The organism is Cellvibrio polysaccharolyticus (assembly GCF_015182315.1).
Classification (GTDB): Bacteria; Pseudomonadota; Gammaproteobacteria; order Pseudomonadales; family Cellvibrionaceae; genus Cellvibrio; species Cellvibrio polysaccharolyticus.
Genome location: NZ_PRDL01000001.1, coordinates 1,465,485 through 1,491,212, shown reverse-complemented (window position 1 = coordinate 1,491,212; position 25,728 = coordinate 1,465,485). Strand labels below are relative to the sequence as shown.

At 51.3% G+C, this 25,728-nt stretch carries 27 protein-coding genes; 15 read left to right on the top strand and 12 right to left on the bottom strand.

All coding sequences use genetic code 11. The features are described 5' to 3' along the window. Window position 1: 1 nt before the first annotated feature. From C4F51_RS06375 to C4F51_RS06360, 4 genes are all read right to left on the bottom strand, one after another. Window positions 2–613, bottom strand: a complete 612-nt coding sequence (locus tag C4F51_RS06375) for a Maf family protein (RefSeq protein ID WP_193908210.1) — start codon at window positions 611–613, stop codon at window positions 2–4. A 90-nt stretch (window positions 614–703) separates the two neighbouring features. Then, the gene (gene mreD, locus C4F51_RS06370) at window positions 704–1,198 is read right to left on the bottom strand and encodes a rod shape-determining protein MreD (RefSeq protein WP_235992288.1); all 495 of its coding nucleotides are present in this window, start codon (window positions 1,196–1,198) and stop codon (window positions 704–706) included. After that, window positions 1,195–2,019, bottom strand: a complete 825-nt coding sequence (gene mreC / locus C4F51_RS06365) for a rod shape-determining protein MreC (protein ID WP_202987764.1) — start codon at window positions 2,017–2,019, stop codon at window positions 1,195–1,197. The genes mreD and mreC overlap by 4 nt, the downstream gene beginning before the upstream one ends. A gap of 66 nt (window positions 2,020–2,085) precedes the next feature. Then, a complete protein-coding gene (locus C4F51_RS06360; RefSeq protein ID WP_193908208.1) occupies window positions 2,086–3,120 on the bottom strand; it encodes a rod shape-determining protein in 1,035 nt (344 codons plus the stop codon). 407 nt (window positions 3,121–3,527) lie between these two features. Between C4F51_RS06360 and gatC the strand changes: the two genes are divergently transcribed. The 5 genes from gatC to rrtA all read left to right on the top strand — a co-directional run bounded on the left by gatC (window position 3,528) and on the right by rrtA (window position 8,202). Next, the gene (gatC, locus tag C4F51_RS06355) at window positions 3,528–3,815 is read left to right on the top strand and encodes an Asp-tRNA(Asn)/Glu-tRNA(Gln) amidotransferase subunit GatC (protein WP_193908206.1); all 288 of its coding nucleotides are present in this window, start codon (window positions 3,528–3,530) and stop codon (window positions 3,813–3,815) included. 71 nt (window positions 3,816–3,886) lie between these two features. Further along, window positions 3,887–5,341: an Asp-tRNA(Asn)/Glu-tRNA(Gln) amidotransferase subunit GatA gene (gene gatA / locus C4F51_RS06350; RefSeq protein WP_193908204.1), complete on the top strand. Its 1,455-nt coding sequence runs from the start codon at window positions 3,887–3,889 to the stop codon at window positions 5,339–5,341. Between the two features lie 12 nt (window positions 5,342–5,353). Beyond that, window positions 5,354–6,799: an Asp-tRNA(Asn)/Glu-tRNA(Gln) amidotransferase subunit GatB gene (gatB, locus tag C4F51_RS06345; RefSeq protein ID WP_193908202.1), complete on the top strand. Its 1,446-nt coding sequence runs from the start codon at window positions 5,354–5,356 to the stop codon at window positions 6,797–6,799. Between the two features lie 59 nt (window positions 6,800–6,858). Then, entirely contained in the window at window positions 6,859–7,158 is a 300-nt protein-coding gene (locus C4F51_RS06340; RefSeq protein ID WP_193908200.1) for a PA4642 family protein, read from the top strand. 462 nt (window positions 7,159–7,620) lie between these two features. Next, window positions 7,621–8,202, top strand: a complete 582-nt coding sequence (gene rrtA / locus C4F51_RS06335) for a rhombosortase (protein WP_193908198.1) — start codon at window positions 7,621–7,623, stop codon at window positions 8,200–8,202. Window position 8,203: 1 nt separating this feature from the next. Here rrtA and C4F51_RS06330 read toward each other — a convergent pair whose 3' ends face one another. Together C4F51_RS06330 and C4F51_RS06325 are read right to left on the bottom strand one after the other, a co-directional pair. Further along, window positions 8,204–9,028 carry a sulfurtransferase gene (locus tag C4F51_RS06330; RefSeq protein WP_193908197.1) on the bottom strand — a complete coding sequence of 275 codons (825 nt, stop codon included), beginning with the start codon at window positions 9,026–9,028 and terminating at the stop codon, window positions 8,204–8,206. Between the two features lie 79 nt (window positions 9,029–9,107). Beyond that, on the bottom strand, window positions 9,108–10,214 hold the full coding sequence (locus tag C4F51_RS06325; RefSeq protein WP_193908195.1) for a sigma-54 interaction domain-containing protein: 1,107 nt from the start codon (window positions 10,212–10,214) through the stop codon (window positions 9,108–9,110). Between the two features lie 648 nt (window positions 10,215–10,862). Here C4F51_RS06325 and C4F51_RS06320 point away from each other — a divergent pair. The 7 genes from C4F51_RS06320 to C4F51_RS06290 are packed head-to-tail and all read left to right on the top strand — an operon-like array spanning window position 10,863 to window position 17,549. After that, entirely contained in the window at window positions 10,863–12,416 is a 1,554-nt protein-coding gene (locus C4F51_RS06320) for a sulfurtransferase (protein WP_193908193.1), read from the top strand. A gap of 47 nt (window positions 12,417–12,463) precedes the next feature. Further along, on the top strand, window positions 12,464–12,766 hold the full coding sequence (locus C4F51_RS06315; RefSeq protein ID WP_193908191.1) for a hypothetical protein: 303 nt from the start codon (window positions 12,464–12,466) through the stop codon (window positions 12,764–12,766). Between the two features lie 11 nt (window positions 12,767–12,777). Further along, on the top strand, window positions 12,778–13,350 hold the full coding sequence (locus tag C4F51_RS06310; protein ID WP_193908189.1) for a cytochrome c3 family protein: 573 nt from the start codon (window positions 12,778–12,780) through the stop codon (window positions 13,348–13,350). Between the two features lie 13 nt (window positions 13,351–13,363). Then, window positions 13,364–14,533 carry a selenite/tellurite reduction operon porin ExtI gene (gene extI, locus C4F51_RS06305; protein WP_202987635.1) on the top strand — a complete coding sequence of 390 codons (1,170 nt, stop codon included), beginning with the start codon at window positions 13,364–13,366 and terminating at the stop codon, window positions 14,531–14,533. Between the two features lie 16 nt (window positions 14,534–14,549). Continuing rightward, window positions 14,550–15,992, top strand: coding sequence for a YeeE/YedE family protein (locus C4F51_RS06300; protein ID WP_193908187.1), 1,443 nt, complete (start codon window positions 14,550–14,552; stop codon window positions 15,990–15,992). A 22-nt stretch (window positions 15,993–16,014) separates the two neighbouring features. Continuing rightward, window positions 16,015–16,284, top strand: a complete 270-nt coding sequence (locus C4F51_RS06295; protein WP_193908185.1) for a sulfurtransferase TusA family protein — start codon at window positions 16,015–16,017, stop codon at window positions 16,282–16,284. 26 nt (window positions 16,285–16,310) lie between these two features. After that, on the top strand, window positions 16,311–17,549 hold the full coding sequence (locus C4F51_RS06290) for a multiheme c-type cytochrome (RefSeq protein ID WP_202987634.1): 1,239 nt from the start codon (window positions 16,311–16,313) through the stop codon (window positions 17,547–17,549). Between the two features lie 94 nt (window positions 17,550–17,643). Here C4F51_RS06290 and C4F51_RS06285 read toward each other — a convergent pair whose 3' ends face one another. Then, window positions 17,644–17,802, bottom strand: coding sequence for a hypothetical protein (locus C4F51_RS06285; RefSeq protein WP_193908183.1), 159 nt, complete (start codon window positions 17,800–17,802; stop codon window positions 17,644–17,646). A gap of 130 nt (window positions 17,803–17,932) precedes the next feature. On the opposite strand from C4F51_RS06285, the gene C4F51_RS06280 reads away from it, so the two are divergent. Then, window positions 17,933–18,550, top strand: a complete 618-nt coding sequence (locus C4F51_RS06280; RefSeq protein ID WP_193908181.1) for a hypothetical protein — start codon at window positions 17,933–17,935, stop codon at window positions 18,548–18,550. Between the two features lie 184 nt (window positions 18,551–18,734). Further along, window positions 18,735–19,496 (top strand): sulfate transporter CysZ, encoded by a 762-nt coding sequence (gene cysZ, locus C4F51_RS06275; protein WP_193908179.1) that lies wholly within the window; start codon window positions 18,735–18,737, stop codon window positions 19,494–19,496. On the opposite strand, the gene C4F51_RS06270 is transcribed toward cysZ, so the two are convergent. The 4 genes from C4F51_RS06270 to C4F51_RS06255 all read right to left on the bottom strand — a co-directional run bounded on the left by C4F51_RS06270 (window position 19,485) and on the right by C4F51_RS06255 (window position 23,783). Then, window positions 19,485–20,750, bottom strand: a complete 1,266-nt coding sequence (locus C4F51_RS06270) for a response regulator (RefSeq protein WP_193908177.1) — start codon at window positions 20,748–20,750, stop codon at window positions 19,485–19,487. The two genes, cysZ and C4F51_RS06270, sit on opposite strands and share 12 nt — an antisense overlap. A gap of 188 nt (window positions 20,751–20,938) precedes the next feature. Further along, the gene (gene rhlB, locus C4F51_RS06265) at window positions 20,939–22,234 is read right to left on the bottom strand and encodes an ATP-dependent RNA helicase RhlB (RefSeq protein WP_268905082.1); all 1,296 of its coding nucleotides are present in this window, start codon (window positions 22,232–22,234) and stop codon (window positions 20,939–20,941) included. Between the two features lie 571 nt (window positions 22,235–22,805). Beyond that, window positions 22,806–23,369 carry a CBS domain-containing protein gene (locus C4F51_RS06260; RefSeq protein ID WP_193908175.1) on the bottom strand — a complete coding sequence of 188 codons (564 nt, stop codon included), beginning with the start codon at window positions 23,367–23,369 and terminating at the stop codon, window positions 22,806–22,808. 168 nt (window positions 23,370–23,537) lie between these two features. Further along, a complete protein-coding gene (locus C4F51_RS06255; RefSeq protein WP_193908167.1) occupies window positions 23,538–23,783 on the bottom strand; it encodes a hypothetical protein in 246 nt (81 codons plus the stop codon). On the opposite strand from C4F51_RS06255, the gene C4F51_RS06250 reads away from it, so the two are divergent. Next, window positions 23,782–24,054 carry a hypothetical protein gene (locus C4F51_RS06250; protein ID WP_193908165.1) on the top strand — a complete coding sequence of 91 codons (273 nt, stop codon included), beginning with the start codon at window positions 23,782–23,784 and terminating at the stop codon, window positions 24,052–24,054. The two genes, C4F51_RS06255 and C4F51_RS06250, sit on opposite strands and share 2 nt — an antisense overlap. A 237-nt stretch (window positions 24,055–24,291) precedes the next feature. Here the strand turns inward: C4F51_RS06250 and C4F51_RS18125 are convergent, their stop codons facing one another. After that, window positions 24,292–25,323 carry an OmpA family protein gene (locus tag C4F51_RS18125; RefSeq protein ID WP_193908157.1) on the bottom strand — a complete coding sequence of 344 codons (1,032 nt, stop codon included), beginning with the start codon at window positions 25,321–25,323 and terminating at the stop codon, window positions 24,292–24,294. Window positions 25,324–25,728: the final 405 nt, after the last annotated feature.

Below are 25,728 nucleotides of genomic sequence, written 5' to 3'. Positions count from 1 at the left end.
CTCAATGATTCGTTTGCCACCAGGGCACCCGGAAGGCTTGTAACAATTGACGAGTGGTTTCCAGCGGCAGACCGACGACATTGGTGTAGCTACCACGAATTTCTTCAACAAAAACAGCACCCAGTCCCTGTATAGCATAACCACCGGCCTTATCACGGGGTTCCCCGGTAAGCCAGTAGGTTGTTATTTCCTCATTGCTCAAAATGCGAAACCGTACCTCGGTAATGTTGCGTTCGACCTGTTGTTGACCGGGCGCGCACAAAGCAACTGCGGTAAAAACCTGATGCACACGACCGGACAAATTGGCCAGCATGGCTGCGCCATGTTGCTGATTGCGGGGTTTTTCAAGGATGTCGCCATCACAGACCACAATGGTATCTGCACCCATTACCGGGCAAACCGCCAGCGACTCTTCCTGCACGCGTGAAAAACCTGCACGGGCTTTGGACAAGGCGAGCCGTTCAACATAGGCGGCAGCAGATTCACCGGCTTCCGGCTGTTCCGGTACATCGACGCTAATGACCTGATGGCGAACACCGATTTGCGCCAACAGCTGGCTGCGGCGGGGCGATTGTGATGCAAGATAAAGATCAGGCTGAACGGCAACACTCACCGCGGGCTCTCCTCACTCTTCGCTGCAGGCGAACAGGTTAGTTATTGTTGTTGCACGTAGGATTATTACGCGGTTTTATAAACGGACCGGCTATTGAATGATCTGATAACGACGACGAACAAATTCGAGGATCAGATAACACACTGGCCAGAAACAGGCGCTGGCAAAAGCCGGGATTAAAAACTCCGGGCCGGATATCGCCATGCCGCTGATTGCCTGCACCCAACTGTCAGTAAGCTGCGAAATCGCAATTAATACGAATACCCAGCAAGATTGTTGCCACAAGGAATAGTTCCGAACCCGCTGCCAGGAAAGCAAACAAATATAGGCGACAATGACCAGTGCCAGACCATGTTGCCCGAGCGGCGTGCCTTCAAGCACATCCTGAAACACGCCCAGCAAACATAAAGCCACCAGCGACATGCGCAAGGGTTGCGCAAAAATCCAGTAAATCGCCACCATCAGCACAAACTCGGGGCGCCACCAGCGCCAGCCAATCGGCAAGGGATAGACACTCAGCAGCATCGCCACCAGAAAGGTGCTGGCGATGACTGCCCAGGTAACCCAGGGACGACCCGCACTCAATGCCCGGCCTCCCTGGAGTCAAACACCAGTAGCACATGACGGCTGCGATCCAGCCTTGCCATAGGGCGAACAATCACCGTAGCAAAGGGCTGACCCGGATCGCGAATAATGGAGTCAACTTCGCCCACCGGATAACCGGTCGGAAAGCGCTCGCCCAAACCGGAGCTGACCACCAGATCGCCGACGCGAATATCGGTGGTGTTGGAAACATGGCGTAAACGCAGACGGTTAAGGTCACCGGTGCCTTCCGCAATAGCACGCACGCCATTGCGATTTACCTGCACCGGCAACGCGTGAGTCACATCGGAAATCAACAATACCTGGCTGGTATTGTCCTGAACCTCAATCACCTGCCCCATCAAACCGAAGGCGTCGAGCAAAGGCTGACCTTCATATACGCCTTGTTGATGACCGCGGTTAATCCACACGGTATGGCTGAGCGGGTTGGGTGATACACCAATCAACTCGGCGATCAGCACCTTGTCCTGCAACATATCGGTGGCGTTCATCAACTGCCGCAGACGCACGTTTTCAGCGGCCAGCGCAGCCATTTGTTGCAGTTTGCGTTGATGAATCAGCAGTTCGGTACGCAGCGCTTCGTTCTCGATTAACAAGTCGCTACGGCTGGAAAAGGTATTTTGCCGCCATTCATTGATCTGGCGGGGGATGTCGGTAATCACGTAGAAAGGTGCAACCGCCTCTTTCATTGTGGCGCGCACGGGCTGAAGCCAGTCGGTGTACAGACTGGTAAAGATCAGGCCAATCATGACCAGAATGAAAAAAAACGCCCGCGAAGAAGCCGCAGCGCCTTTGGTAAACAGGGGTTTAATAGTGGCTACTCCCGCAGAAGTGGCAGGCGCGCCAGCAAACGCGCCTGCAACCTATCATCAGGATGACAATAAATCGATATTGCGCTTGTCGTTCATCTCCAGCGCAATGCCGCCGCCACGCGCTACGCAGGTCAACGGGTCTTCGGCAACAATAAACGGCAGACCGGTTTCGGTAGACAACAAACGGTCAATGTCGCGCAACAGGGCGCCACCACCGGTCAATACCACACCGGTTTCGGCGATGTCTGAAGCCAGTTCCGGCGGTGATTGTTCCAGCGCGCTTTTTACCGCCTGAACAATCCCAGCCAATGGATCTTGCAAGGCTTCCAGAATTTCGTCGCTGTTCAGGGTAAAACTGCGCGGTACGCCTTCTGCCAGGTTACGGCCACGCACATCAATTTCGCGCATTTCGCTGCCAGCAAAGGCACAGCCGATTTCCTGTTTGATACGCTCTGCGGTTGCATCACCAATCACGCTGCCGTAGTTGCGACGCACGTAGTTAACAATCGCCTCATCAAAACGGTCACCACCAATACGCACGGAATCGGAGTAAACCACGCCGTTGAGGGAGATGACGGCAATTTCCGTGGTACCACCACCGATGTCTACCACCATGGAACCGCTGGCTTCTGCCACTTTAAGGCCAGCGCCAATAGCCGCGGCCATGGGTTCTTCAATCAAACGCACTTCACGAGCACCGGCACCCAAGGCCGATTCACGGATTGCACGTTTTTCAACTTCGGTAGAGAGACAGGGAACACTGATCAGAACGCGGGGGCTGGGGCTGAACCAGCTGTTTTCATGAACTTTGCGGATAAAGTGTTGCAGCATTTTTTCGGTCACCTGGAAGTCGGCAATAACACCGTCTTTCAGTGGGCGGATCGCGGTAATGTTACCTGGCGTTCGCCCCAGCATTCGCTTGGCTTCAGTGCCTACCGCCTCAACAATTTTGTGACCATTGTGATGACGGATGGCAACAACAGAGGGTTCGTTCAGAACAATGCCGCGGCCGCGGACATAAATGAGGGTGTTGGCGGTACCGAGATCAATCGATAGGTCGTTGGAAAAAGCTCCACGCAGGTGTTTTAACATGATGTTGACGAGACCTTAAATATTCTGTTTTTCTGCTGTTTTCAAAATAGAAACCGCTACCGCCACTAACGGCGGTGCGTCCGATTTATCATCACGCAGCGATATGGTTACGACTTGCCGGTCGCGGGCGTTGCCTGATCAGGCATATTCGACCAGCAAATCCTGAAAATTTCTCCTGGGGAGCCGCTGGAATATCAGTGCCTCACCATGCTGTTTTTTCCAGCTGGAGAGGAGGTATTCACGAAGCGCTCACGGGTGCTGGCACTCTATCAACGAGAGGGATTTAGGGCAAGGCGCAAATGTGATAACTTTAGCGCCCGATTTGGCAAGATTCGATTTTTTCTTACGTTATTCGACCTGTTTAACACCTGTTTGGGGGTCGATGTTTTTTTGGAGTAAACCCGACAATGGCTGTAGATCGTTCCGATATTGCAAAACTGGCCGAGCTGGCACGCCTCGCCATCTCAGAAAATACTGCTGATGAAGTAGCCAGGAGTATCTCCGATGTACTGGCCCTGGTAGATCAACTGCAAGCCGTGAATACCGATGGCGTTGCGCCGATGGCGCATCCGCTTGATGCCATCCAGCGCCTGCGTGCCGATGTGGTCACCGAGCCGGATCAGCGCGAGCGCTTCCAGGCCATCGCCCCGGCCACCCAGGATGGACTTTATCTGGTCCCGCAAGTTATTGACTGACTACCCTCGATACGGCACCCCGACCGGCCGCTTGTGACGTCCGGAGTGACAATGACCCAGGAATATTTGTAATGCATCAACTCACTATTGCCGAACTGGTAAAAGGCCTGCGCAACAAGGACTTTTCCAGCACCGAGCTGACCCGCCATTATCTCGACCGCATTGCGCGCCTTGACCCGGTGTACAACAGCTTTATTACCCCGACCCCGGAACTGGCCTTGCAACAGGCCGCCGAGGCAGATCGCCGCCTTGCTGCCGGTAACGCTCCGCTGCTGTGCGGCGTACCGATTGCGCACAAGGATATTTTTTGTACCGATGGTATTCGCACCAGTTGCGCCTCGAAGATGCTCGACAACTTCATCGCCCCTTACAACGCCACTATCGTTGAAAATTATCTGGCGGATGGCGTCATTACTCTCGGCAAAACCAATATGGACGAGTTCGCCATGGGCTCCTCCAACGAAACCAGTTTTTATGGCCCGGTGAAAAACCCCTGGGCAACCGATTGCGTGCCCGGCGGTTCTTCCGGTGGCTCGGCTGCTGCGGTGGCTGCACACCTGGCACCGGCTGCGACTGCCTCGGATACTGGCGGCTCTATTCGCCAGCCGGCAGCGCTGTGTGGCCTTACCGGCATCAAGCCAACTTATGGCCGCGTATCCCGCTGGGGCATGATTGCTTTTGCCTCCAGCCTCGATCAGGCCGGATTGCTGACGCGCACCGCTGAAGACGCCGCGCTGCTGCTGAACACCATGGCCAGCTACGATGCAAAAGATTCCACCTGCATTGAACGCGACGTGCCCGACTACACCGCCACGCTGAATAACAGCCTGAAAGGCTTGAAAATCGGTGTACCGCGTGAATATTTCGGTGAAGGCCTGAATGCAGACACCGCGGCTCGCGTGCAGGATGCCATCAAGGTATACGAAAGCCTGGGCGCCAGCATTCACGAAGTCAGCCTGCCGCACACCCATTTGGCGGTACCGGCTTATTATGTAATCGCACCGGCCGAGTGTTCTGCCAACCTGTCCCGTTTTGATGGCGTGCGTTACGGCTATCGCTGCGAAAACCCGACCGACCTCGCCGACCTTTACAAGCGCTCCCGCACGGAAGCTTTTGGTGATGAAGTAAAACGCCGCATTCTGGTAGGCTCCTACGCGCTGTCCGCAGGCTATTACGATGCCTATTACAGCAAAGCACAAAAAGTTCGCCGCCTGATTCGTCAGGACTTCGTCGATGCCTTCAAGCAAGTTGATGTGATCCTCGGCCCGACATCGCCATCCCCGGCCTTCGCCTTCGGTTCCAAAACCAAAGATCCGGTGGCGATGTACCTTGAAGATATTTACACCATTGCAACCAACCTCGCCGGCCTGCCAGGTCTGTCCATTCCTTGCGGCCTGGTGGATAACAAACCGGTCGGCCTGCAATTGATTGGAAACGATTTTGCTGAAGGCCTGTTGCTGAATGCAGCCCATCAATTCCAGCAAGCGACCAACTTCCATCAACTGACAGCACCCGGTATCGAGTAAGAGGATTCAAGCATGCAATGGGAAACCGTTATCGGGCTGGAAGTACACGTACAGCTCGCCACCAAAACCAAAATTTTCTCCGGCGCCAGCACTGCCTTCGGTGCCGCCCCCAACACCCAGGCTTGCGCCATTGATTTGGCGCTGCCGGGCACATTGCCCGTTGCCAATGCCGAAGCATTTCGCTTTGCCACCATGTTTGGCTTGGCGGTGAATGCAGAAATTGGCAAGCGCTCTGTGTTTGAGCGTAAAAATTATTTCTATCCGGATTTGCCAAAAGGCTACCAGACCACACAGCTGGCAGAACCGATTGTCGGTCCCGGCCATGTAGATTTGGAACTGGAAGGCGGCCGCACCAAACGCGTTCGCATTCACCACGCGCATTTGGAAGAAGATGCCGGAAAATCCCTGCACGAAGATTTTGCCGGCATGAGTGGCATTGATCTGAACCGCGCAGGCACGCCGCTGATTGAAGTGGTAACCGAACCGGATATGCGCAGCGCCGAAGAAGCCGTTGCCTTCGCTAAAAAACTGCATTCCATTGTGACATCGCTGGAAATTTGTGATGGCGAAATGTCGCAGGGCTCCATGCGTTTCGACGTGAATATTTCCATTCGTCCACGCGGCTCCGAAGTATTGGGCACCCGCACCGAAACCAAAAACCTCAACAGCTTCCGTTTTATGGAAGAGGCCATTGAGCTGGAAGTTGAGCGTCAAATTGACGTGCTGGAAAGCGGCGGAAAAATCGTACAGGAAACCCGCCTGTACAATGGGGACACCAAAAAAGCCCGCTCCATGCGCAGCAAGGAAGATTCCAACGATTACCGTTACTTCCCCTGCCCCGACTTGTTGCCGGTTATTATTGATGACGAATATATTGAACAGGTTCGTCAACAAATGCCGGAGCTGCCAGAAGCCAAACGCGCCCGCTTTGTTAGCGATTACGGTTTGAGCGAGTACGATGCTGGCCAGCTGACAGTAGATCGCGCTACCGCTGAGTTTTTTGAAAAAACCGCAACAATCAGTGGTGAAGCCAAGCTCGCTGCCAACTGGGTAATGGCTGATTTGTCTGCATTCCTCAATCGCACCGAGCAGCGCATTGGCCAATCAACCGTAACCCCGGAATTGCTGGCAGGTCTGGTGGTGCGCATTAAAGATGGCACCTTGTCGAGCAAGATTGCCAAGCAGGTTTTCGAAGCTATCAGCAATGGCGAAGGTGATGCCGATACCATTATTGAAACCAAAGGTTTGAAACAGGTTTCCGACACCGGTGCCATTGAAAAGCTGGTTGACGAAGTGCTTGCCAATAATGCCGCGCAGGTAGAAGGTTACCGCGCAGCCGACGAGAGTAAACGCGGCAAGATGATTGGCTTCTTTGTTGGTCAGGTAATGAAGGCCAGTAAAGGCCAGGCCAACCCGCAAACATTGAACGAGATTCTGCTGAAAAAGCTGAACGGATAAGTGCAACAGCCCGCCTGTAAAGGCGGGCTTGCTACTACAGAAACAGGAACCGGTTATCCATGAGCACACGTAAAGACAAAGAGAAAGTACTGGGAGAGCATTTTGATGACGAGCGCATCAAAACCTTTCTGCAATATACAGGTCCGGTAAAAGGTATTACCGCCGATTACCATTTACTGGAGCGCGCTTACCGCGGTATGCGCAGTGAAAATTTCGCCACCTTTATTACGTTTTTCAAAGAAGCTGGCCGCGATTTGAATGCGGTTGGGCCGGAAGGAAAAACCTTGTTGCAAACGATTAAAACGCACCGCCTGTCGGATGACTATGTGCAAGCGTTGGAAGCTGCCGGGGCTCAGTGACCTGCCTCGAATAAACAATCTGTCGATTCGGCATGCGGATTGTTTACAACTTCGCTTGTTTTTTCCGAATATTTAGCAGGTGCCATCTGTACGTTTGTCATCAGGTGCCTTGCTCCAAAAATGCATAAATACATCCCTGTAGCTCCGACGAGTCATCCCTGACTCGACGGTTTTGGAGCAAGGCACCTGATGACAAACTCGAACGGTGCAGCCAGCAAGATCAATCAGTTCCTTCTGTGGCAATCCCTGCAACTCTTTGCATAAACCACTGATTGATTTTTAATCTCAGACTGCTGCCCCCCTACCGGCATAATGCGGTTTTGGAACAAACATCCTGATGGCAAACGGACAGAAGGCGCTTACCGTACAGCCTCGAAAAAACAGGGGAGTTTCTCAATAAACTGTGATTAATTTTAAATCTGATAAAACTTCAAGTCGGACCACAAAAATTCAGGATGTTCCATGCCAGCTTTTACTTTAAACCGGATGGATATTCTGACGCTCCTGCTGGTCGCCCTGCTCGCTCTCGCCGGGCTCTTCCAAACCATTACCGAACCCCTGCTACAATTTGATCGCAATGCCATTGCCCAAGGCGAATGGTGGCGATTGATCTCCAGTCAGTTCATTCATTACGGGGTTTATCATCTGCTGATGAATGCAGCGGCGCTGGTCATCATTAATGCCGCACTGTGGCGCGATGCTGCAGTGAAACATTACCTGGCCACCTTGATCACCTGCCTTGCAGTAACCGGAATCGGCTTATGGTTTTTTGATCCCGAGCTGTTTTTTTATGCGGGTCTGTCAGGCACCCTGCACGGACTGATTATTGCCGGGTTGCTGTTAACCCTGCCACAAACTCCAACCATTAATGCGCTGGCATTGCTGGTGATTTGGGGCAAGGTTATTTACGAACACACCCCCTGGTTCGATCCGCAACACGCATTGCTACCGGTACCCGTGGCGGTAGACGCGCACCTGTGGGGCGCCGTTGCAGGTACTTTTGCCGGGCTGATATTACTGTGGATACAGCGGCAAGTGCGCTGAGTCAATCCTTGCCTACCGCTACCGGTGTATCCGGGTTATTACCCCACTCTGACCAGGCACCCGGATAGCCGAAAATTTGTTTGAATCCGAGAATTTTTCCGGCCAGCCAACTGAAACTTGAGCGATGGTGCGTCTGGCAGTGGGTGATTACCGTTTTTGATGAGTCGATACCCAACGCCGACAGTTGTTTCTGAATAGTTTCCAGCGGCAGCAGACGATTGTTTCGCGCAGGATCAATTAACAACGACCAATCATAATTGACCGCCCCCGGAATGTGTCCGCCACGCGCAGCCATCACACGGCTTCCGGCAAATTCTTCCGCCGTGCGCGCATCCCATATAACCAGGTTCTCATCCTGGTAATGCGCCAGCAGATATTCAAGATCGACTTGTGGCTTCAAATCCAGTTGGGCAGCAGTAACCTGCGAAGGGATGGCATAAACCGCTTCGGTTTCGATCGGCAAATCTTCATCCAGCCACGCGTGAATACCGCCGTTCAACCAACTGTAATGCTGATGCCCGGCGGCATCCAGCAACCACAATAAACGCGCAGCGCGGGTGCCGCCCTCATCGTCATAAGCCACTACGTGAGTATCTGCCTGCAAGCCGATATCGGAAAATAATTGCGCAATAGCTTCGGCCTCCGGCAACAAACCTGGTGCTGGAGGTACGCCTTTTTGCAGTCGCCGGTAATCCAGAAAAATAGCGCCTGGCAGGTGCGCTTGTTGATAGATAGCTTCTTTACCTACATCAAGAATCAGCAATCGCGGTTCGTTCAAACGGCCAGCCAACTCTGCCGGCTGTAGTAATAAAGGGAAAAGACTCATAATCCATCTGTCCTGAATAAATAATAGTGTCAATAAAAGCCAGTTAAACAACGGCTATTCAAAGCTATTTGTTGAGTCACTAAAGCGCATTGGGTAACCAGGCTTCTTCACTGGTCGAATCGGAAACTCCAATAACACCGGCGCGCGCCAGACGGGCGCGGAAGATATTGCGGCTGATACCCAACAATCTTGCCGCCCGGCTCTGGTTGCCATGACAATATTGCCAGGCTGTTTTTACAAGCATTTCCTCAAGGGAATCGTATAAACCGGTTCGCTGCTCTTCAAACAATTCTGCCAGCAATGACGCCATGCGGGATTCGATAGAAGGGCTTTCTGTTGCACCGAAGGCAATGGAATTTTCTGCAGGAACCTGCAAGCGCGACAGATGCAAATCACCCGCCTGAATACGCCCCTGCCGGCACACCAGCAGGCCGTAATGAATGACATTTTCCAATTCACGAATATTGCCAGGCCATAGGTGAGCCATGAGGGCGGTTTCTGCGGCTTCACTGATCTGCGCGCTGTTATGCCCCAGTCGTTTGCAATATTGCGTCACGAAATGTCGTGCCAGCGGCATAATATCGCCGCGACGTTTTCGCAAGGGCAACAGATTGAGCGTAGCAACATTGATGCGGTAGAACAGGTCTGCACGAAAGTGACCGGCAGCGACTGCGTCAAATAAATTGATGTTGGTTGCCGCGATAATTCTTACATCCACCGGATGGCTGACCCGCGACCCCAGCCGCACCACTTCTTTTTCCTGAAGCACACGCAATAATTTTACTTGCATGGAAAAGGGTAAATCACCAATTTCGTCCAAAAACAGCGTACCGCCATGGGCTTCTTCAAACCAGCCCGGGCGCGATGTCAAGGCACCGGTAAAAGCGCCTTTTTCGTAACCAAACAGCTCGCTTTCAATCAGGGATTCAGTGAGCGCACCGCAGTTTAATGCCACAAAGGGGCGCTGCGATCGGCGGCTTAATTGATGCACATGCCTCGCCACCAATTCTTTACCGGTGCCAGTTTCGCCGGTAATTAATACACTGGCTTCGCTGGGCGCAAGTCGCTCTATGCGGGCCAGCAACTCACAGGAGGTTGGGTCTTCAAACACCAACGCGGTAGCGCGTTCGCGAACCAGCGTTCTGGCATCGACAGATTTATCATCAGGGTTGGTAAGCAGTGGCAAGGTGAGCTCGATAAAGTCAGTATCAGGGACTCCGTTCCGGAAGGGAGTGAATGCGTTTGAAAATCAAACTGCTTGTTCACCGAACAGTGCTTTGGTGAAGATAGAAAATATCTTTCACTGACTGCGTCTACATGCAATATATCAAATGCAGCAACCGAAGGTAATTAACTTCGGGTTATTAGCTTATAGCTGCATTGTTTATTATTCAGCAAGAGGTATGTTGATTAATCAACAACTGACCACCAGGCAGCAACTCATGCTGCTTATTCAACACATTATGATTTTTTTCTGAAAGAAAATATTTTCTTCAAGTCGCGTAATATGCTTTAAAAACCGTGCATTCGCTCACAAAAAACTTTTCTGGCACAGATGCTGCAAAAACCTGCTCACTGACACCTGCACAAAAATCAGGACGATGACAAAAAACAGGAACGATGCAGTTGAAATACGAGCGAGTGAGTTGCAAAAGCTATTAACGCCTTTTGCAGAGAGAAGGAAAATCCGCAACACCCCTCATTCCGTAAAACGTCAGATTGGCAACCGTAATACATCACCCTTATAGCTCAACGCCCTCTCCGAATGGCTTGCAGTTCTATTACGGCTCTCCTCATACCATCAAGACATTCGTAACAGGAAAACACACACACGATGAAAAATTTGATTGGAAAAAACGGCCCCGGCAAATCGGCCACCTTATTGGCCATTGCTTTGAGCCTGTCAGTAATCGGTTGTGGCGGTGAACGCAGTAAAGACACCACACCGGTGGTTACACCTGAGCCAAAGCCCACCTTGCTGGTAAATACACCGGCGGATATCGCGCAGGAATCGGCAGAAAACTACGACGATAACGTCAATGGCCTTGTTACCGGTGCCACGCTCAAGCGCTGGATTAACGATTGGGAAAACCAACGCCCGGCCGGCATCACCGGCAAGCTGGTTATTATTCAGGCAACCCGTGGGCCGGTCGGTTATGAATTTATCAAACCGGATAACAAAAAGGTTTTCACTTATCTGGAAAGTAACTGGAGAGAACCGCGCGTTAATGGCGTAACCGAAATTGCCGGCATTGTTATCTCCGGCCCCACGACCGATAAGTTGATTCGTCGTTACGGCATTGATGTTAAAAACGATTTGATTGTTTGTGCCCAAGGCACCGGCGGCAACGCCGCGATGGATCAGGGTCGCTGCTGGTACACCTTCCGTTACTGGGGCGTTGATCAAAAAAATCTCGCGGTACTGAACGGTGGCAACAATCACCTTGGCAGCAACTGGACAGCCGCTGACTTTACCGCACAACCTTTCTCCAGTGCGGTTGCGGTACAGCCAAGCCCGATTATCAACAAGCAGGTTTCCAGCATTCGCGATCTGTTAGTGGATAACACCGTTCTGCAAGCCACGCTGGAAGACGTTATTAACGTGCTGCCACTGCGCGATGAAAACGACACTCAGGACGGCGTATTCCTGTGGGATGGCCGTAGCCTGGATCAGTACAGCGCTGGCGAAGCTACCGAATCGGGGCAAACCCTGACTCAGGAACAACGCTACAGCAGCTTCCAGAATGGTGGCAGCCGTCAGGGCCATCCACGTGGTTCGGTGCAGTTGAACTGGACCAACCTGATTGACACCTCAACCGGCCTGTACAAGAGCAAAGCAGATTTGCGCAATTACATCACCGGTGGTGCCGACGCCTTTGGCCGTGGCTTTGTTGACGGCACCTACCAGCGTCTCGGTTTTGGCAACGCCTATCAAAATGGCGACCTGGTGTATTTGTGGTGTGAAACCTCTGCTCGCGCTGCGGTTTCCCAGGTAGCCAGTGCGGTGATTCTCGGCCTGCCAACCCGTTTGTACGATGCGGCAATGATTGAGTGGAATTCACTGACCGGTGGTGCGCTCGATAAAAATGGCAACCCCGTTTTGCCCGCTGACTCGCCCTGGAGAACCGATGAACTCTCAGGCCCTTACTTCCCCAACAAGCCGGAGCTGATCAACGCGCGTGGTGCAGATTTCACCAACACCGCACCGCGTATTATTGACCCCTACGGCGATAACACCAACGCCATTATTGCGGAAGACAAAGCCTACATCACGCCAGCCACCACACCGGATACCGGTAATGGCGGCGGCTCCAGTAGCAGTAGCAGTAGCAGCAGTGCCGGTAATGGCGGCGGCGTGGTTCTGCCACCTAACCCCTGCGGCGGTTAATCGTTAACGGAGGGTGCTTCGTCACCCTCTTCGCTACGGAGGCAAGTATGTATCACCCACCATTCACGATGTGTTTCTCTCTTCGTTTGATGTCGGTTGTACTGTTTTTTGGATTGGCTGCCCCTGTTTTTGCAGAAACAGAAAACGCTGCGTCATCGACAACTGCACAAGCACAACCGGTACAGCAGGACGCAGAAAAAGCAGACGATCAGCCAGCGAAGAAAAAAGGCAGTCGCTTGCGTTTTCGCGACGGTCCGGTGTGCATGTGCGCAGACGGCCTGACTGAAAACGACATCATGGCGAGCCAGAAACGCAATTCAAAAAAACTTGAAGCTCTGCAAAAAAATTAAGGCATATAACCGTGAAAGCACTTATTAACATTTTAAACCGACATCTTAAAAATGCCGGCAAGCTGACATTGATCAGTGCAACCGGCTGGTTGGCGGTGGTTACCGTCACCTCGGTTATCGGCATCAGCTCGCTGTTATTGCAAGCGACCACGCAACCGGATACAGCCGCGTCCGACGCGGTGAATGAACTGGTCGCAGCACACAGCGGGTGGGGCGTTGAAGCCATTGATATCGTAAAAAGCCAGGCGCAACAATTTTCGCCGGTAGCGCTGGCCAATGCTTGCGGCCTGGGTGCCTCCAGCTGCTTTCGTTGCCACAACGGCAAACGTGCTGCGCTGCCCGAGAGCACGCCGGATATCGCACCCTGGCACCACCAACACGCCAAGGTGAATTATTCCTGTACCGGTTGTCACCAGGGTAACCCGCGCATTCTCAAGCAGGAAATTGCTCACAAAAATCTCGTGGTTAACCCATTAACCGTGCCGGAGAAAACCTGTGGCAGTTGTCACGCCGCCGGCGAAGTAAAAGATCTTGCCGATACGTGGCGCACTATCAGCCCACGTTTATTCGAACATCTGGAATAAAGGTATTTTTCAAGTGAAAAAAAAACATACACGTTCATTTCGCCGTTCCTTGCTGGCCGGTTTGGCGGCGGCAGCGGTGTTACCTGCTGTAAGTCAAGCGGGCCCGATTATTGAGTTCGGTGAAAACAGCTCTCTGCAAATTAACTACGCACTGCAAGTCTGGGCAACCAACAGCAGTTACACATCCGCCACGCATGATGGTTCCAGCACCGACGTTTATTTGCGTCGCAACCGGCTTACCTTCAGTGGCCAGTACAATGATTACATCGGTTTTTATGCACAGCTGGAATCCGGTAACGACAGCAAGGCCGGTAATGACGATCGCGAAATTTATTACCGCGATGCTTATATAACACTGGATTACACCGATGAACTGCGTTTCATTGTTGGCCGTTTTAAAAATACCTTTTCCCGTGAAAATCTCGAAGCCTGTCTTGAGCCCTTATCACTGGATCGTGGCGATGCCTCTTACACCCCCTTTGCCGGCTCGCGTGATACCGGCCTCGCCATTTGGGGCAACCTGAGCGATGCAGCATTCCAATACCGGGTATTGGTTGCCGATGGCCGTGAAGGCGAGGTAGTACCGAAAAAATCACCCCGCGTGACGACCCGTTTGCACTGGAGCGCATTGGATCCGGAATACGATTACGGTTATCGCGGCACGTATCTGGGTACTCGTAAAATTCTCACCTTTGGTGTTGCTTACGATTTCCAGGCCGATGCGGCCTATGATGATTACGATCAAAAAACCGGCATTCAGGATTACAAAGCCTGGACCGCCGATGCGTTTTTTGAGTACCCCTTTAAAAGTGGTACCTACACCTTGTCGGCCGCATATTTCGATTATGGTCTGGGTAACGCGATCAACAAATCCCCTGACCCGCTGCTGCCCACCACCACCGAGCTGGAAGGCTTTTACGTAAAAGCCGGTTACTTGTTACCCAACCCGGTCGGCCCTGGTCGTTTGCAGTTTTTCGCCCGCCACGATGGCTCTGAATACCAGCTGCCCGGCGGATTACTGGATCGCCGCGTTAACGCCTTTGGTGCCAACTATTACATCAACGGACAGAGTTTGAAAATTACCCTTGAACACCGCGAATACGACTATGCCAACCCGCATCCGTCTACACCGGTACTGCAAGATAATTATCAAACGACCCTGGGTCTCCAGTTCATTTTGTAATTGAAAGGTTTGTCCAATGCCCGCTCAGGCTGCTATTAACCCGGCGACCAAACACCCCTCCCGTCGCCGGGGATTTTTAATTGCTGCGGTAATTGCAACGCTGGTTGTGATTACCTCGCTGATTTATCTTTCGATAGATCAGCGCTTCGTTTATTTGCTGGTTTACACCTGGTTTGGTGTCATCTATGGCGTATTTTTACAATACGGTCGCTTTTGTATGGCGTCCGCGGTGCGGGATCTGTTTGCGGTGGGTGTGCCGCGCATGGCGGTAGGCGTACTCATTGCGGTAATACTTTACGCCATTATTTCTGCACTGATTCAGCAAGCCGGTTTTAATACTTTCCATGCGCATCCGCTTGGCTGGCATATCATTATTGGCGGTTTGCTGTTTGGTTTGGGGATGGTGTTTGCAGGTGGCTGCGCCTCCAGTTCGCTGTATAAAACCGGCGAAGGTAATCTGGGGTCAGTACTGGTGTTGTTCTCCATTTCTTTTTCGCAGGCGTGGCTTGCCAGCGCCGGTGGCTGGTTGAACCATCTGGTACCCGCGAGCTGGACAGAAACCGCCGCTCAGGCGCAAATGCCGGAAGAGCTGAGCGTAACCGATGGCTGGTTTGACCAGTTTACTGCGGGTTATTTGTGGGAATTAAGCGGCACTACGCTGGTAGATTTTTTCGCACTGCCAGCCAATCTCTGGAGCTATCTTTTTGGTAATGCGCTGGTAGTGGCGATTTTACCGGCGCTGGTTATTTTGCTGCTGCTGTACACCTTCAATTACCGCAAAATTTATATCCGTAACCGCACCAATGAAAGCGGTTTGGGTTATGAATTACGCGGCGTATGGTCCATGTTTACCCAATCGCGCAACACCGCAATCGCCGGTTTGGGGCTGGGTATTTTTGCCGGTTTGCAGATGCTTGTGACCGGTGAATTGCGCGATCACTACAATATTTTCAACTTCGGTGAATTACTGGCGCAGATGGATTACCTGGACGGGCTTTCGATTCAGGACAGCGTTTTTGACCCGGGTTACTGGTACATCACCACCCAGGAAGCACAATGGGGCGGCTGGTTTTTACAATTGCTCGGTGTTGAAATGATGGACAACATTTTCTTTGGCCTCGACAACGGCTTACCCAATCCGTTGTTAAACGCACCGGGGATGATGTCTATCGGTATTATTCTGGGCGCCGCTATCCTGGCCAATATCACCGGCGAATTTAAATGGAAATGGCCCAACAACGAAACCGTAATATTGGCACTGGTGGGTGGCGCACTGATGGGGATAGGTTCACGCATTGGCATGGGCTGTAATATCGGCGCCTTTTTTGCCACCGTCACCAACGGTGATATCAGCGGCTGGATTTTCCTGGCAGGCATGATTGTGGGTGGCTATATTGCGGTAAAAGGCATCAAAGCCTGGATTGACTGGCGCCTGGCTCGCAGCGGTTTTGATTTTTGAGTTTAAAAAGTGGTAAACAATTATGGCAATTAAACTGAAAGAAACGGTCAAATTTGAACAACAATCCGATAACAACTGGTTGCTGGACGTAAAAGGTTACGGTTGTCCGCATGTGCAAATTTATGCAGAAAAAGCCTTGAAAAAGCTGACCAGCGGCAACGAACTGACACTGGTTTTTGATAACCCGTCTTCCGGGGAATCGATTACTTACCTGTGCACCGCTAACGGCGACACGCTGTTGGATCGTCAGGAAGACGGCGGTACTTTCACCTGGAAAATACGCCGGGCCTGATATTGAAAACAGGTCTGGTCATCAGTGTGCTAATTATTATTGGCGCTATCGCGGCAGGTGCAGTGCTGGTACAAAAACCGGCACCCGCCCCTGTGGCACCTTCGCTTAACCACCCGGCACCACTGCCACCCATTGGTGATGCGGTCGATCAGTTTTTGCAAAAGCATTGGCACCATCCTTTACCACCGCAAGGAAACCCGCCAGCACATTTTTCAGAGATTGAAGCCTCCCTCGCGCCGCAAGTGTGCGGTGCTTGCCATACAGAACAATACGCCGACTGGAAAAACAGTTTGCACAGCCAGACCATGGGGCCGGGGATTCTATGGCAATTACGGTTAATGCCACAGGAGCAAGCCAACGGCTGTTTAAACTGTCACGCCCCCCTGGCAGAACAAAAAGCCTTACTGGCCATAGAACACCAGTGGCCCAATGCGCCGGCTTCGTCACCACCGGCTTATGTACCGCCGCAATTAGGCCACGAGGGGCTGGTATGCGCCGCTTGCCATGTGCGGGAACATCAACGCTTTGGCCCGCAACCGCGTAACGAGTTGCCCGACAGCAACCTGCTCCACAACGGCTTTACCGTTTCAGCAGCATTTGAAGACAGCCGTTTTTGTGCGACTTGCCATCAGTTTCCGGAAGATGGCCCGCGTACTGCCGGTAAATTGCGCGAAGACACTTTGACACAATGGCAGGCCAGCCAATATCCGTCGCAGCAACAACATTGCCAGTCTTGCCATATGCCGGATCGCAAACATCAATGGCAAGGCATCCATTCGCCCGACATGGTGCGCACAGCGCTTTCATTCAAGGTAAGTCGCGATGAAAACCAGGTGACGGCTGCAATTACCAATAGCGGGGCCGGGCATCACTTTCCGACTTACATGGTGCCCAAGGTTTACATCGAACTCTGGCTGGTAAGCCGTACCGGCCACCGGCAAAAATTGTCGGAAGATGTGATCGGCTGGCAAGTGGATGTATCACTGCAGGAAGAAAGTTTTGATACCCGTATTGCTGCCGGTGAAACGCGATTTATCAAGGGGTTATTACCGGCACAGCCAAACGCCGATGACCGGATTGAAATTCAGGTTCTGGTAAAACCTCGCGAACATTACGAGCGCACTTTTTTATCCGTGCTGGCGCAAGCCGACAAACTCGACAGCACGACCTTATTACTTTTGCAACAGGCCTACGACGAAGCGGTAGCCACTCACTTTGCCTGGACGCCTTTTACTCAATCACTTTCATCGCTTAACGGTAACTGATTATGTCTTTCTCTTCTTCGGGTTCTGCAACATTGGTATTAGCAACACTGCTGCTCACCGCTTGCGGCGGCGGTAGCGGTGGTGGCAGCAACAATCAATCATCAATACCGGCGCCTGCCTCCAGTTCCAGTTCCAGTTCCAGTTCCAGTTCCAGTTCCAGTTCCAGTTCCAGTTCCAGCAGTAGTTTGTTCAGCAGTTCATCTGTTGTCAGTAGCGCCTCAAGTTCATCTGCAAACGATTGTGAAAATACCACTGGCGCGTCTCAAATTGGTTGCCTTCAAGGTTCTTACACGCCCGCAGCGCAATACCAGGGCGATTCAATTGACTGGTCACAACTGATAATTTCACCGAATGGCGACATTCAATTTGCACAGAATACCGGGTTGTCACTAATTGCAGACAGCATTGACACCATTACCCGGGAACCCGGCAAGCTGATCATACAACCGCGCGCAGAGCATCCCCTTGCATCCGTTATTTTATTCACCCGGGCCGATGGCAGTGTGCGGGATATCGAATATGTTCAACGCGGGAACCGCACCGGTGTAAACCTGACAAGCCGGGCGTCGCTGCCAGGCTGGGTACAAAATCCCAATACCTTAATCAATAACGGTATTGCCGGAACGTTAAATAACCAGCTGTTTTTGCTTTATCACACACCCACGGAAACCTCCGTGTATGCTGATGAACGTGGTTTGTTTTTTAACGGCAACAACCAGTCAGGCGACAGCTGGACCCTTGTTATTGACACCAATAATTTGCAGACCAATGTGGATTACCCTTGTAACGCCACTACGCACATCACTCTTGAGGTTGTCGGCAGCGATAAATATTCATCCGCGAACGGTGGTCAATGCCGCATTCAATTAACCACGATTGAGTTACTGGCCGACAAGCGCATTGATTATATTGACGGTATTTTTGTTGCTGAACTGCCAGGCAGTGACCGCCGCCAGGCGCCGCAAGTGGTTGATGGCCGCTTCCGTTTTGATGTGAATTGATTGTTCTATCCGTCTGCTGGCACTCACTGCCAGCAGGCCGGCTTTACTGAATCCCCTGCGTTAACACCGCCGCCTTTCAAATAGCAGTGCGCCCGTCTTCGGTGAATACAAAAAAATTCACCCTCTTTATAATGTCTTATACTCAGCAGAATGCCATCAACCTATCAAGCAACTGCGGGGATGTATGTTTCAGGATAATCCAGCGAAAGTATTCCAGTACCTTGTTTCCGGCGCAAAGCTCTTGCTACAACCGGGGTTAAAACGCTTCGTCATTATCCCGTTACTGATCAACCTGGTTGTTTTTATTTTGCTTACCACCTGGGCGGTTAATACCTTCAGTGATTATTACAGCAGCGCTGTTGAGCAAAACGACTGGTTAGCCTGGTTGATTTTATTGTTCTGGTTGTTCGCAGGATTGATTGCGCTGCTGGTCTACGGTTATACATTTAATCTGTTAACCACCCTGATAGCAGCACCCTTTTACGGGTTTCTGGCAGAAAAAATTGAACAACGCGTAACCGGCAACAGCGCCCCCGCTGAACCACTTGCCAGCCTCATCGTGCGCACCTTCAAACGGGAGTTGGTCAAACTCTGGTATTTTATCAGCCGCGGTGTGTTGATTTTTATTGCGATTATTGCGTTATTTTTTATTCCCCTGATCGGCAGTTTCGGCGGCTTGTTGATCAGTAGCTTGTGGTCGGCCTGGTGCATGACCGTTCAATACACCGACTACAGTGCAGACAACCATCAGGTTGCCTTTAAGGATATGCGAGCGAGGTTGCGGCAAAAACCATTGAGCAGTTTCAGTCTCGGCGGTTTGATTATTTTGGGCAGTATTGTTCCGGTGCTGAATATTTTTATGATGCCGGTCGCGGTGGCAGCCAGCACCCTTTACTGGCTGGACCACCACCAAAAAGGCGCTGCCACAACGCCATCAATTCTCTGATTCGTCGTCCACGGTCATATCGCCGCCAGCGTCGAGCGCATACTCGGACAAAGTAACCGCACGGCTCATTTGAGCTTCTACACCTTGCAACAGTTGGTCAGTAACCCCGACACTGAAGGTAAAGGCGATTGCTTTATCATCAAAAATAAAAGGTTCCTGCTGCATGCGCTGTTTGATACCGGAGATCAATGCGATCGTTTTATCGCGCCCCACCCCGGGAAATAACGCATAAAAGGCATCACCATCGGCGCGCGCGAGAAGAAAGCGGCCGAGAAATTGCTCCAGTAATTGCGCAAATGACTGCAACAACGCATCACCGCAATCATTGCCGTACACGCGGTTAATCTCACTGAAATTATCAATATCCAAAGCTACTGCCGTGAGCGGCGATTGTTGCTCGCGGGCGATGCGGTGTTTTTCCCGAGCCACATTGAAGAAATGGTAGCGGTGAAAAAGACCGGTTAAATGATCGCGCTGCGCCGTTGATGCGATGCGCTCCATCATTTCCAATGATTCAACGTTGTGGGTAATCCGGCAATAGAATTCTTCCGGGTGAAAGGGTTTGCGCAGAAAATCATTGGCGCCATGCTTGATAAACTTGGCCGACAGCGCTTCATTACTGTCTCCGGAAATACCAATCATGATCAAATCATTTTTTTCGTACTGATAGCGCAGATTTCTGACCAGCTCAAAGCCATCCATACCGGGCATGTTGTAATCCGTCACCAACAGGCGAATGTCATTGTTGGCCAACAAAATACCAATCGCTTCTTTTGCATCCGAAGCTTCTTCTACAGGGAATAAATGGCGGCGCAACAAATTGGCCAAATGCTTGCGCGCAAGGTCGGAATCATCCACCACCAGCACACGTATCGACTGGTTTTTCACCAGACGTTCGAGCATGCCCACCGCCTTGGCGTAGGCGTAGCGACCCTCTTTGGTAACGTAATCGACGATACCTTTATTGAACAATTGTTCGCGGCGCTTTTCGTCGTAGCTGCCGGTGAGAACAATGGTGGGAATTTTCTGCCCTAATACATAATCAACAATTTCGCCCTGGGGCGCATCGGGCAAATTGAGGTCAACCAGTGCGGCGAAGAAAGGCGTTTCTGCCGCTTCACAAAAGGCGCGGGCTTCAGCGAGAGAATAGGCGAAAACCGCATCAAAACCGGGTTGATGCAACATCAAATGACGTAATATTTTCGAGACCATTTCGCTGTCTTCGACAATCAGAATCCGTTTGTTCGCTGGCATATACATTCTCCTGAGCACTGGGCCAATCCCTGTAGTGTAGCAGCATTGTCGTGTAAATCATTAGTTATAGATGATGCCCGAAAGGTCCCTGCCGGATTTCGGACAAGCGGGATAATTGTTGCAATAAAAGGCGGCTGGCCCAACCATCAGGCGAAAAAAAACCGCTGAATTTCAGCGGTTTTTCGGGTCTAGCGTTGCGGTGTACGGCGCGAATGGGGGCGGCTGCCACCTCTGCCCCGGTTGTTCGGCCCACCGGAGCCCCGCGAGGTTTGACGGCGCGGCGCCGGCGGCAATTCCGGTGGCGACAACAGCAAATGCTCGGGCGGCTGTTCGTACTTGATCGGCTTGCCCAGCAACTTGGCCAACGGCTCAAGACGGAAAGCATCGTCTTCACAGGCAAAGCTGATCGAGGTACCACTTTTTCCGGCACGACCGGTACGACCAATACGGTGAACATAGTCTTCCGGTTCTTCCGGCAAGGTAAAGTTCACCACGTGGCTGATACCGCTGATATGAATACCACGGCCAGCCACATCGGTAGCCACCAGCACTTTCATATCGCCACGCTTGAAGGCATCCAGGGTGGAAACGCGCTTGCTCTGGGTAATTTCACCGGATAACAAACCGGCTTCAATACCATGGCGCTGCAGTTTTTCCTGCAAATCGCGGCACTCATCGCGGCGGTTGGCAAACACGATCATGCTCTCGGCATGCTCCTGTTGGATCAGGTTATACAGCAGCGTGTATTTTTCTTCGGTGGAAACCAGATAAACATGTTGCTCTACGGTATCGGTTGCAACGCTGTCCGGCTGAATTTCAACGGTAATCGGGTTGTAAGTCCACTGCGATACCAGGTTATGAACATCATCGGTAAAGGTGGCCGAGAAGAACAGGGTTTGACGTTCTTCCCTGTGCGGCGCCTGGCGGACAATCTGGCGAACCTGGGGGATAAAGCCCATGTCCAGCATACGGTCAGCTTCGTCGATAACCAGAATTTCCAGTTGATCCAGATAAACGTCTTTATTGCCGCAGAAATCCAGCAAACGGCCCGGGGTAGCGACCAGAATATCCACATACTTGTCATGCAAGCGACGCTGCTGCTTGGCGTAATCCATACCACCTACCAGCGTATGAATTTCCAATCCGGTGTGTTTGCACAATAATTTGGCATCTTCCGCGATTTGAATAACCAGTTCGCGGGTCGGCGCAATAATCAGGGCGCGGGCTTCACCGGCATAACGCTTCTCGGTGATGGGATTTTTCAGCAAATCGTCGATGATGGCCGTTAAAAATGCGGCTGTTTTGCCCGTACCGGTTTGTGCTTTACCCACCACATCACGTCCTTTCAACGCATGCGGCAAGGATTGCGCCTGAATCGGCGAGCAATAGCGAAAGCCAAGATCGGCAATACCCTGCATTAAGGGCAGCTCAAGGTCAAAATCGTGAAAGCGGGTTTTTCCGGCTTCCGGCTCGACAGGAAACATCGAAATATCCCAGGGAGTAACCGGTTTTGGCGCTGCTTTCGGACGACTGCTGGCAGGCCGAGGCTGACGATTAGCCGGCTTTGCCGCATCACCGGTGACTTCAGGACTGGTGGTTTCCGCTTTCTCGTGACGGGGTTTTGGCCCGCGTCTATTATTGCGGGAACGGTTTTCCTGCCGGTTTTGCTGCTTTTGCTCGGCGGGCTGAACGCTCTCCTGCTTTTGCCCGATAAGCTTGTTAATGAATTTACCTATCAAAATATCCTACCTGTTGTACAAAATGTGGGCGAAGTATACACCAAGTTGGCAGGAATCTCTGCTGCCGACACCTGTGCGTAAATAACCGATATAACGCCACCGGATTATATTCACGCCTTACCATGACAAACCGCTGAATCTGCGGCGCTGGCGCCTCAAGTTTCATCATCAGGCGGGTGCTTTTCCGGGGTACAAAAACAAAAAAACCCGCATCCTAAAGAGTGGAGCGGGTGGGTTTAAAAAGCGGATAGACTTAACTGGCGTGGCGAACCCGTCCGGGTTCGCCGATAAAAACAATAAAGAAGGAGATAAGCGATTAGCCTCTGACAGCGCTCAGAATATCAACAACGGTAGGGATTTTTTCAACCAGTACCGGTTTGTGCAAACGACGGGAAATTTCCGCAGAAGACACGACACCACGGATATGGTGCTCATTGCGGTCAACCACCAAATAGTACTGGTGACCATGACGTTGCAGCGTGTAGATGATGTCGGCCACGCTGGCACGTTTGAAATCTTCGTAGTTGATGGCATGGATAGATTCACGGGAATGCATCAGGTCAGCAACCAGCACTTCCTGACGACGCACCCGGTTGGCACTTTGCATCAACACAATACTTTGGTCAGACAGGTCTTCGTAGCTGACCAGACCGATAAATTCGCCGTGGGTATCCACCACCAGCTTCAGGCTTACGTTTTCCTGCAGCATGGATTCAACAGCTTCGGAAGCAGAAATGTGCGCTTCAACAACGTGCGGTCTGTGGCTTCTGAAGTCGGTCAGAATAGTCAAAGCAGACGACTCAGCTGTTACATCATCAAACTCGTCCGGTTGAACCAGGTGATCGATTGCATCAACAGAAAATACGTTTAAATTTTTCATAATACACCTCTGAATGTTGCCAATACGCCGTAATCGGGGCGTTTTTGGTCTTAATTGCTACTGCAAATTATCAGCAGCGGTGAAACCAGGGTGATAGAAAACTGGGCTGCACGAGCGATAGCCCCGGCTTCTGATCAAGTTAATACACCTGGTTGAAGCAACAGATATTCAGAGGGTTGAAGGTGGGGCACGAGCGAAGGGACGTGTTGCAACTGCACCGTAGGTGGCAAATGCATAGTCACCGGCAATTATCGCGGCAGAACGGGTAGTCAGAAAATGGGATTCACTCGAGGTGAGTTCCTCATCGTCATTGCCGGATTGCTGATTGGAGGTATTAGCATTGAGGTCACAAATGGAGGTCGCAAGGAAGCTCTTGCTACCGAACTCGGCGGCATGAATATTACTGAGACCCATGAACGCAGTCAGCAGTAAAACAACCTTGATTAACAGCAGAGCCTTACGCATTACTGATACCCATTTGATCCACATCAAACAAGATGATGTTGATGCTTGGTTTAATACTAGATCAATCAATGGCGCAGTGTCCAATACTATTATTGGCTCAGGTATATTTAATTTTACGCGCCAAAACGATCATATTTTAACCTTAAAGCCATTATTGGCCCTCAGACAACCGTGTTTTAATGCTGCAAAAGCCCTGAGTTTACAAGGGGCTGCAACTTGATAAAAAATATTCTTATTCGAAAAAATTCCCGTTTGTGCGCCTGCCTCTATTTACAACTTGCTTTTAGCTATTTGCAAAGTTTTGTTAAGGGGTGGCGTGTCAATTTCCATTTCTACGCAAAAAATTGCTGCTTTTCATTTTTGGTTCTAACGGCATAACTGTTTTTATAAAAAGCGGGCCGGTGGATGACCCACGGCCCGCTTTCTATTGAGATCAAAAAAACTCTGAACTCACCGCTTACTGAACAACAACCTTCACACCGGTGATAACAAACTCTACACGACGGTTTTGTGCACGGCCGTCGTTAGTGCTGTTATCTGCTACCGGCTCGGATTCACCTTTACCGGAAACCGTAATACGGTTGTTAGCAATGCCGTTTCTTTCCAGATAACGGGCAACCGCCTGGGCGCGACGCTCTGACAGACCCTGGTTATAGGTGTCAGAACCTACCGAGTCGGTGTGGCCGATTACGTGGACACGCAATTCCGGACCCTTTTTCAGCATATCGACAACCGGGTCAATAGACGCAGTGTTGGCAACCTCTGACTTGTCGAAGGCGAACAGAGGACCATGACGGTTCTCATCAACCACGATACGGGTTTCTCTGGGTGGCTCGGCTACCGGCTGCGGAGTAGGCTCAACACGTGCTACCGGCTCTGGTGCCGGGCGAGCTGCACGGGAAGAGAAGTTCCAGACCAGTGCCAAACCTACATAATGCGGGTCGGCATAGCCAATGTCGTTGTTACCGACTTTATCAATGTACTGATATTCAAAACGGCCAGCCAGACGGTCGGAGAGCGGGAACTCAACACCCACACCGGCCAACGGACGATAGCCTGAATCTTTAAGTTTAGTCGGGCCGCCAAGCAGCTCTGCACGCCAGTAAGCCGCACCGAATTTGGCGTACAAGCGGGTACGCTCGGAGATGGGCTTGGAGAATTTCACCGACAGGTCGGAAGCAAACAGGTCGCCACGCAGTCTCAGGTCACCCGGATAGGTGGCACGGGTATCGCCGATATCGTTGGCAGACAACTCCAGTGCTACATAACGGCTAAAGTCGTAGCCGTAGAACAGGCCGTAAGCCTCTTCTTCCTTATCGCACTTGATTGCGCTGCTATCGCAGGAATTGTCGTTGTAGGAGTAACCGGCGCGCGCACCGAAATAACTGCCACGATATGGATCTTCAGCAGCCCATGCGGCCGCAGACCCCAATACACTCATCGCGACCAAACTGCTCAATATGTGTTTTACACCAGTAACTTTCTTCATAATATTTTTCCTTCCAATCGTTAATCAAAGCCGACATGCTATCGGTCAGGGCGCAACTGTGTACCGCGCCAGGTAGCTGATCAACACGCCGATCATAGATAAAGCAATCAATCCTTGTGCGTGCGTTAACTCTTCAGGTCATAAAATGACACACCCCTGATACGATTTCGTTTTCGAAAAAACGCATAATCAAATGGAAGGCTAGCAAAGGAAGGTTATTTAACAAGAAAAAAGGTAGATCGTTTAATTATTATAAAAAAATAGAATAACGCTAAATAAAACTATAAAACCCATATAAACAGTAATAAAAATAAATAATCAAGTAAACAATTCATATAAAAGCGCACTTTAAACGTCACATTGGCGCATTATTCTTTTTTGCTTATAACTAAAATAAAAATTTGG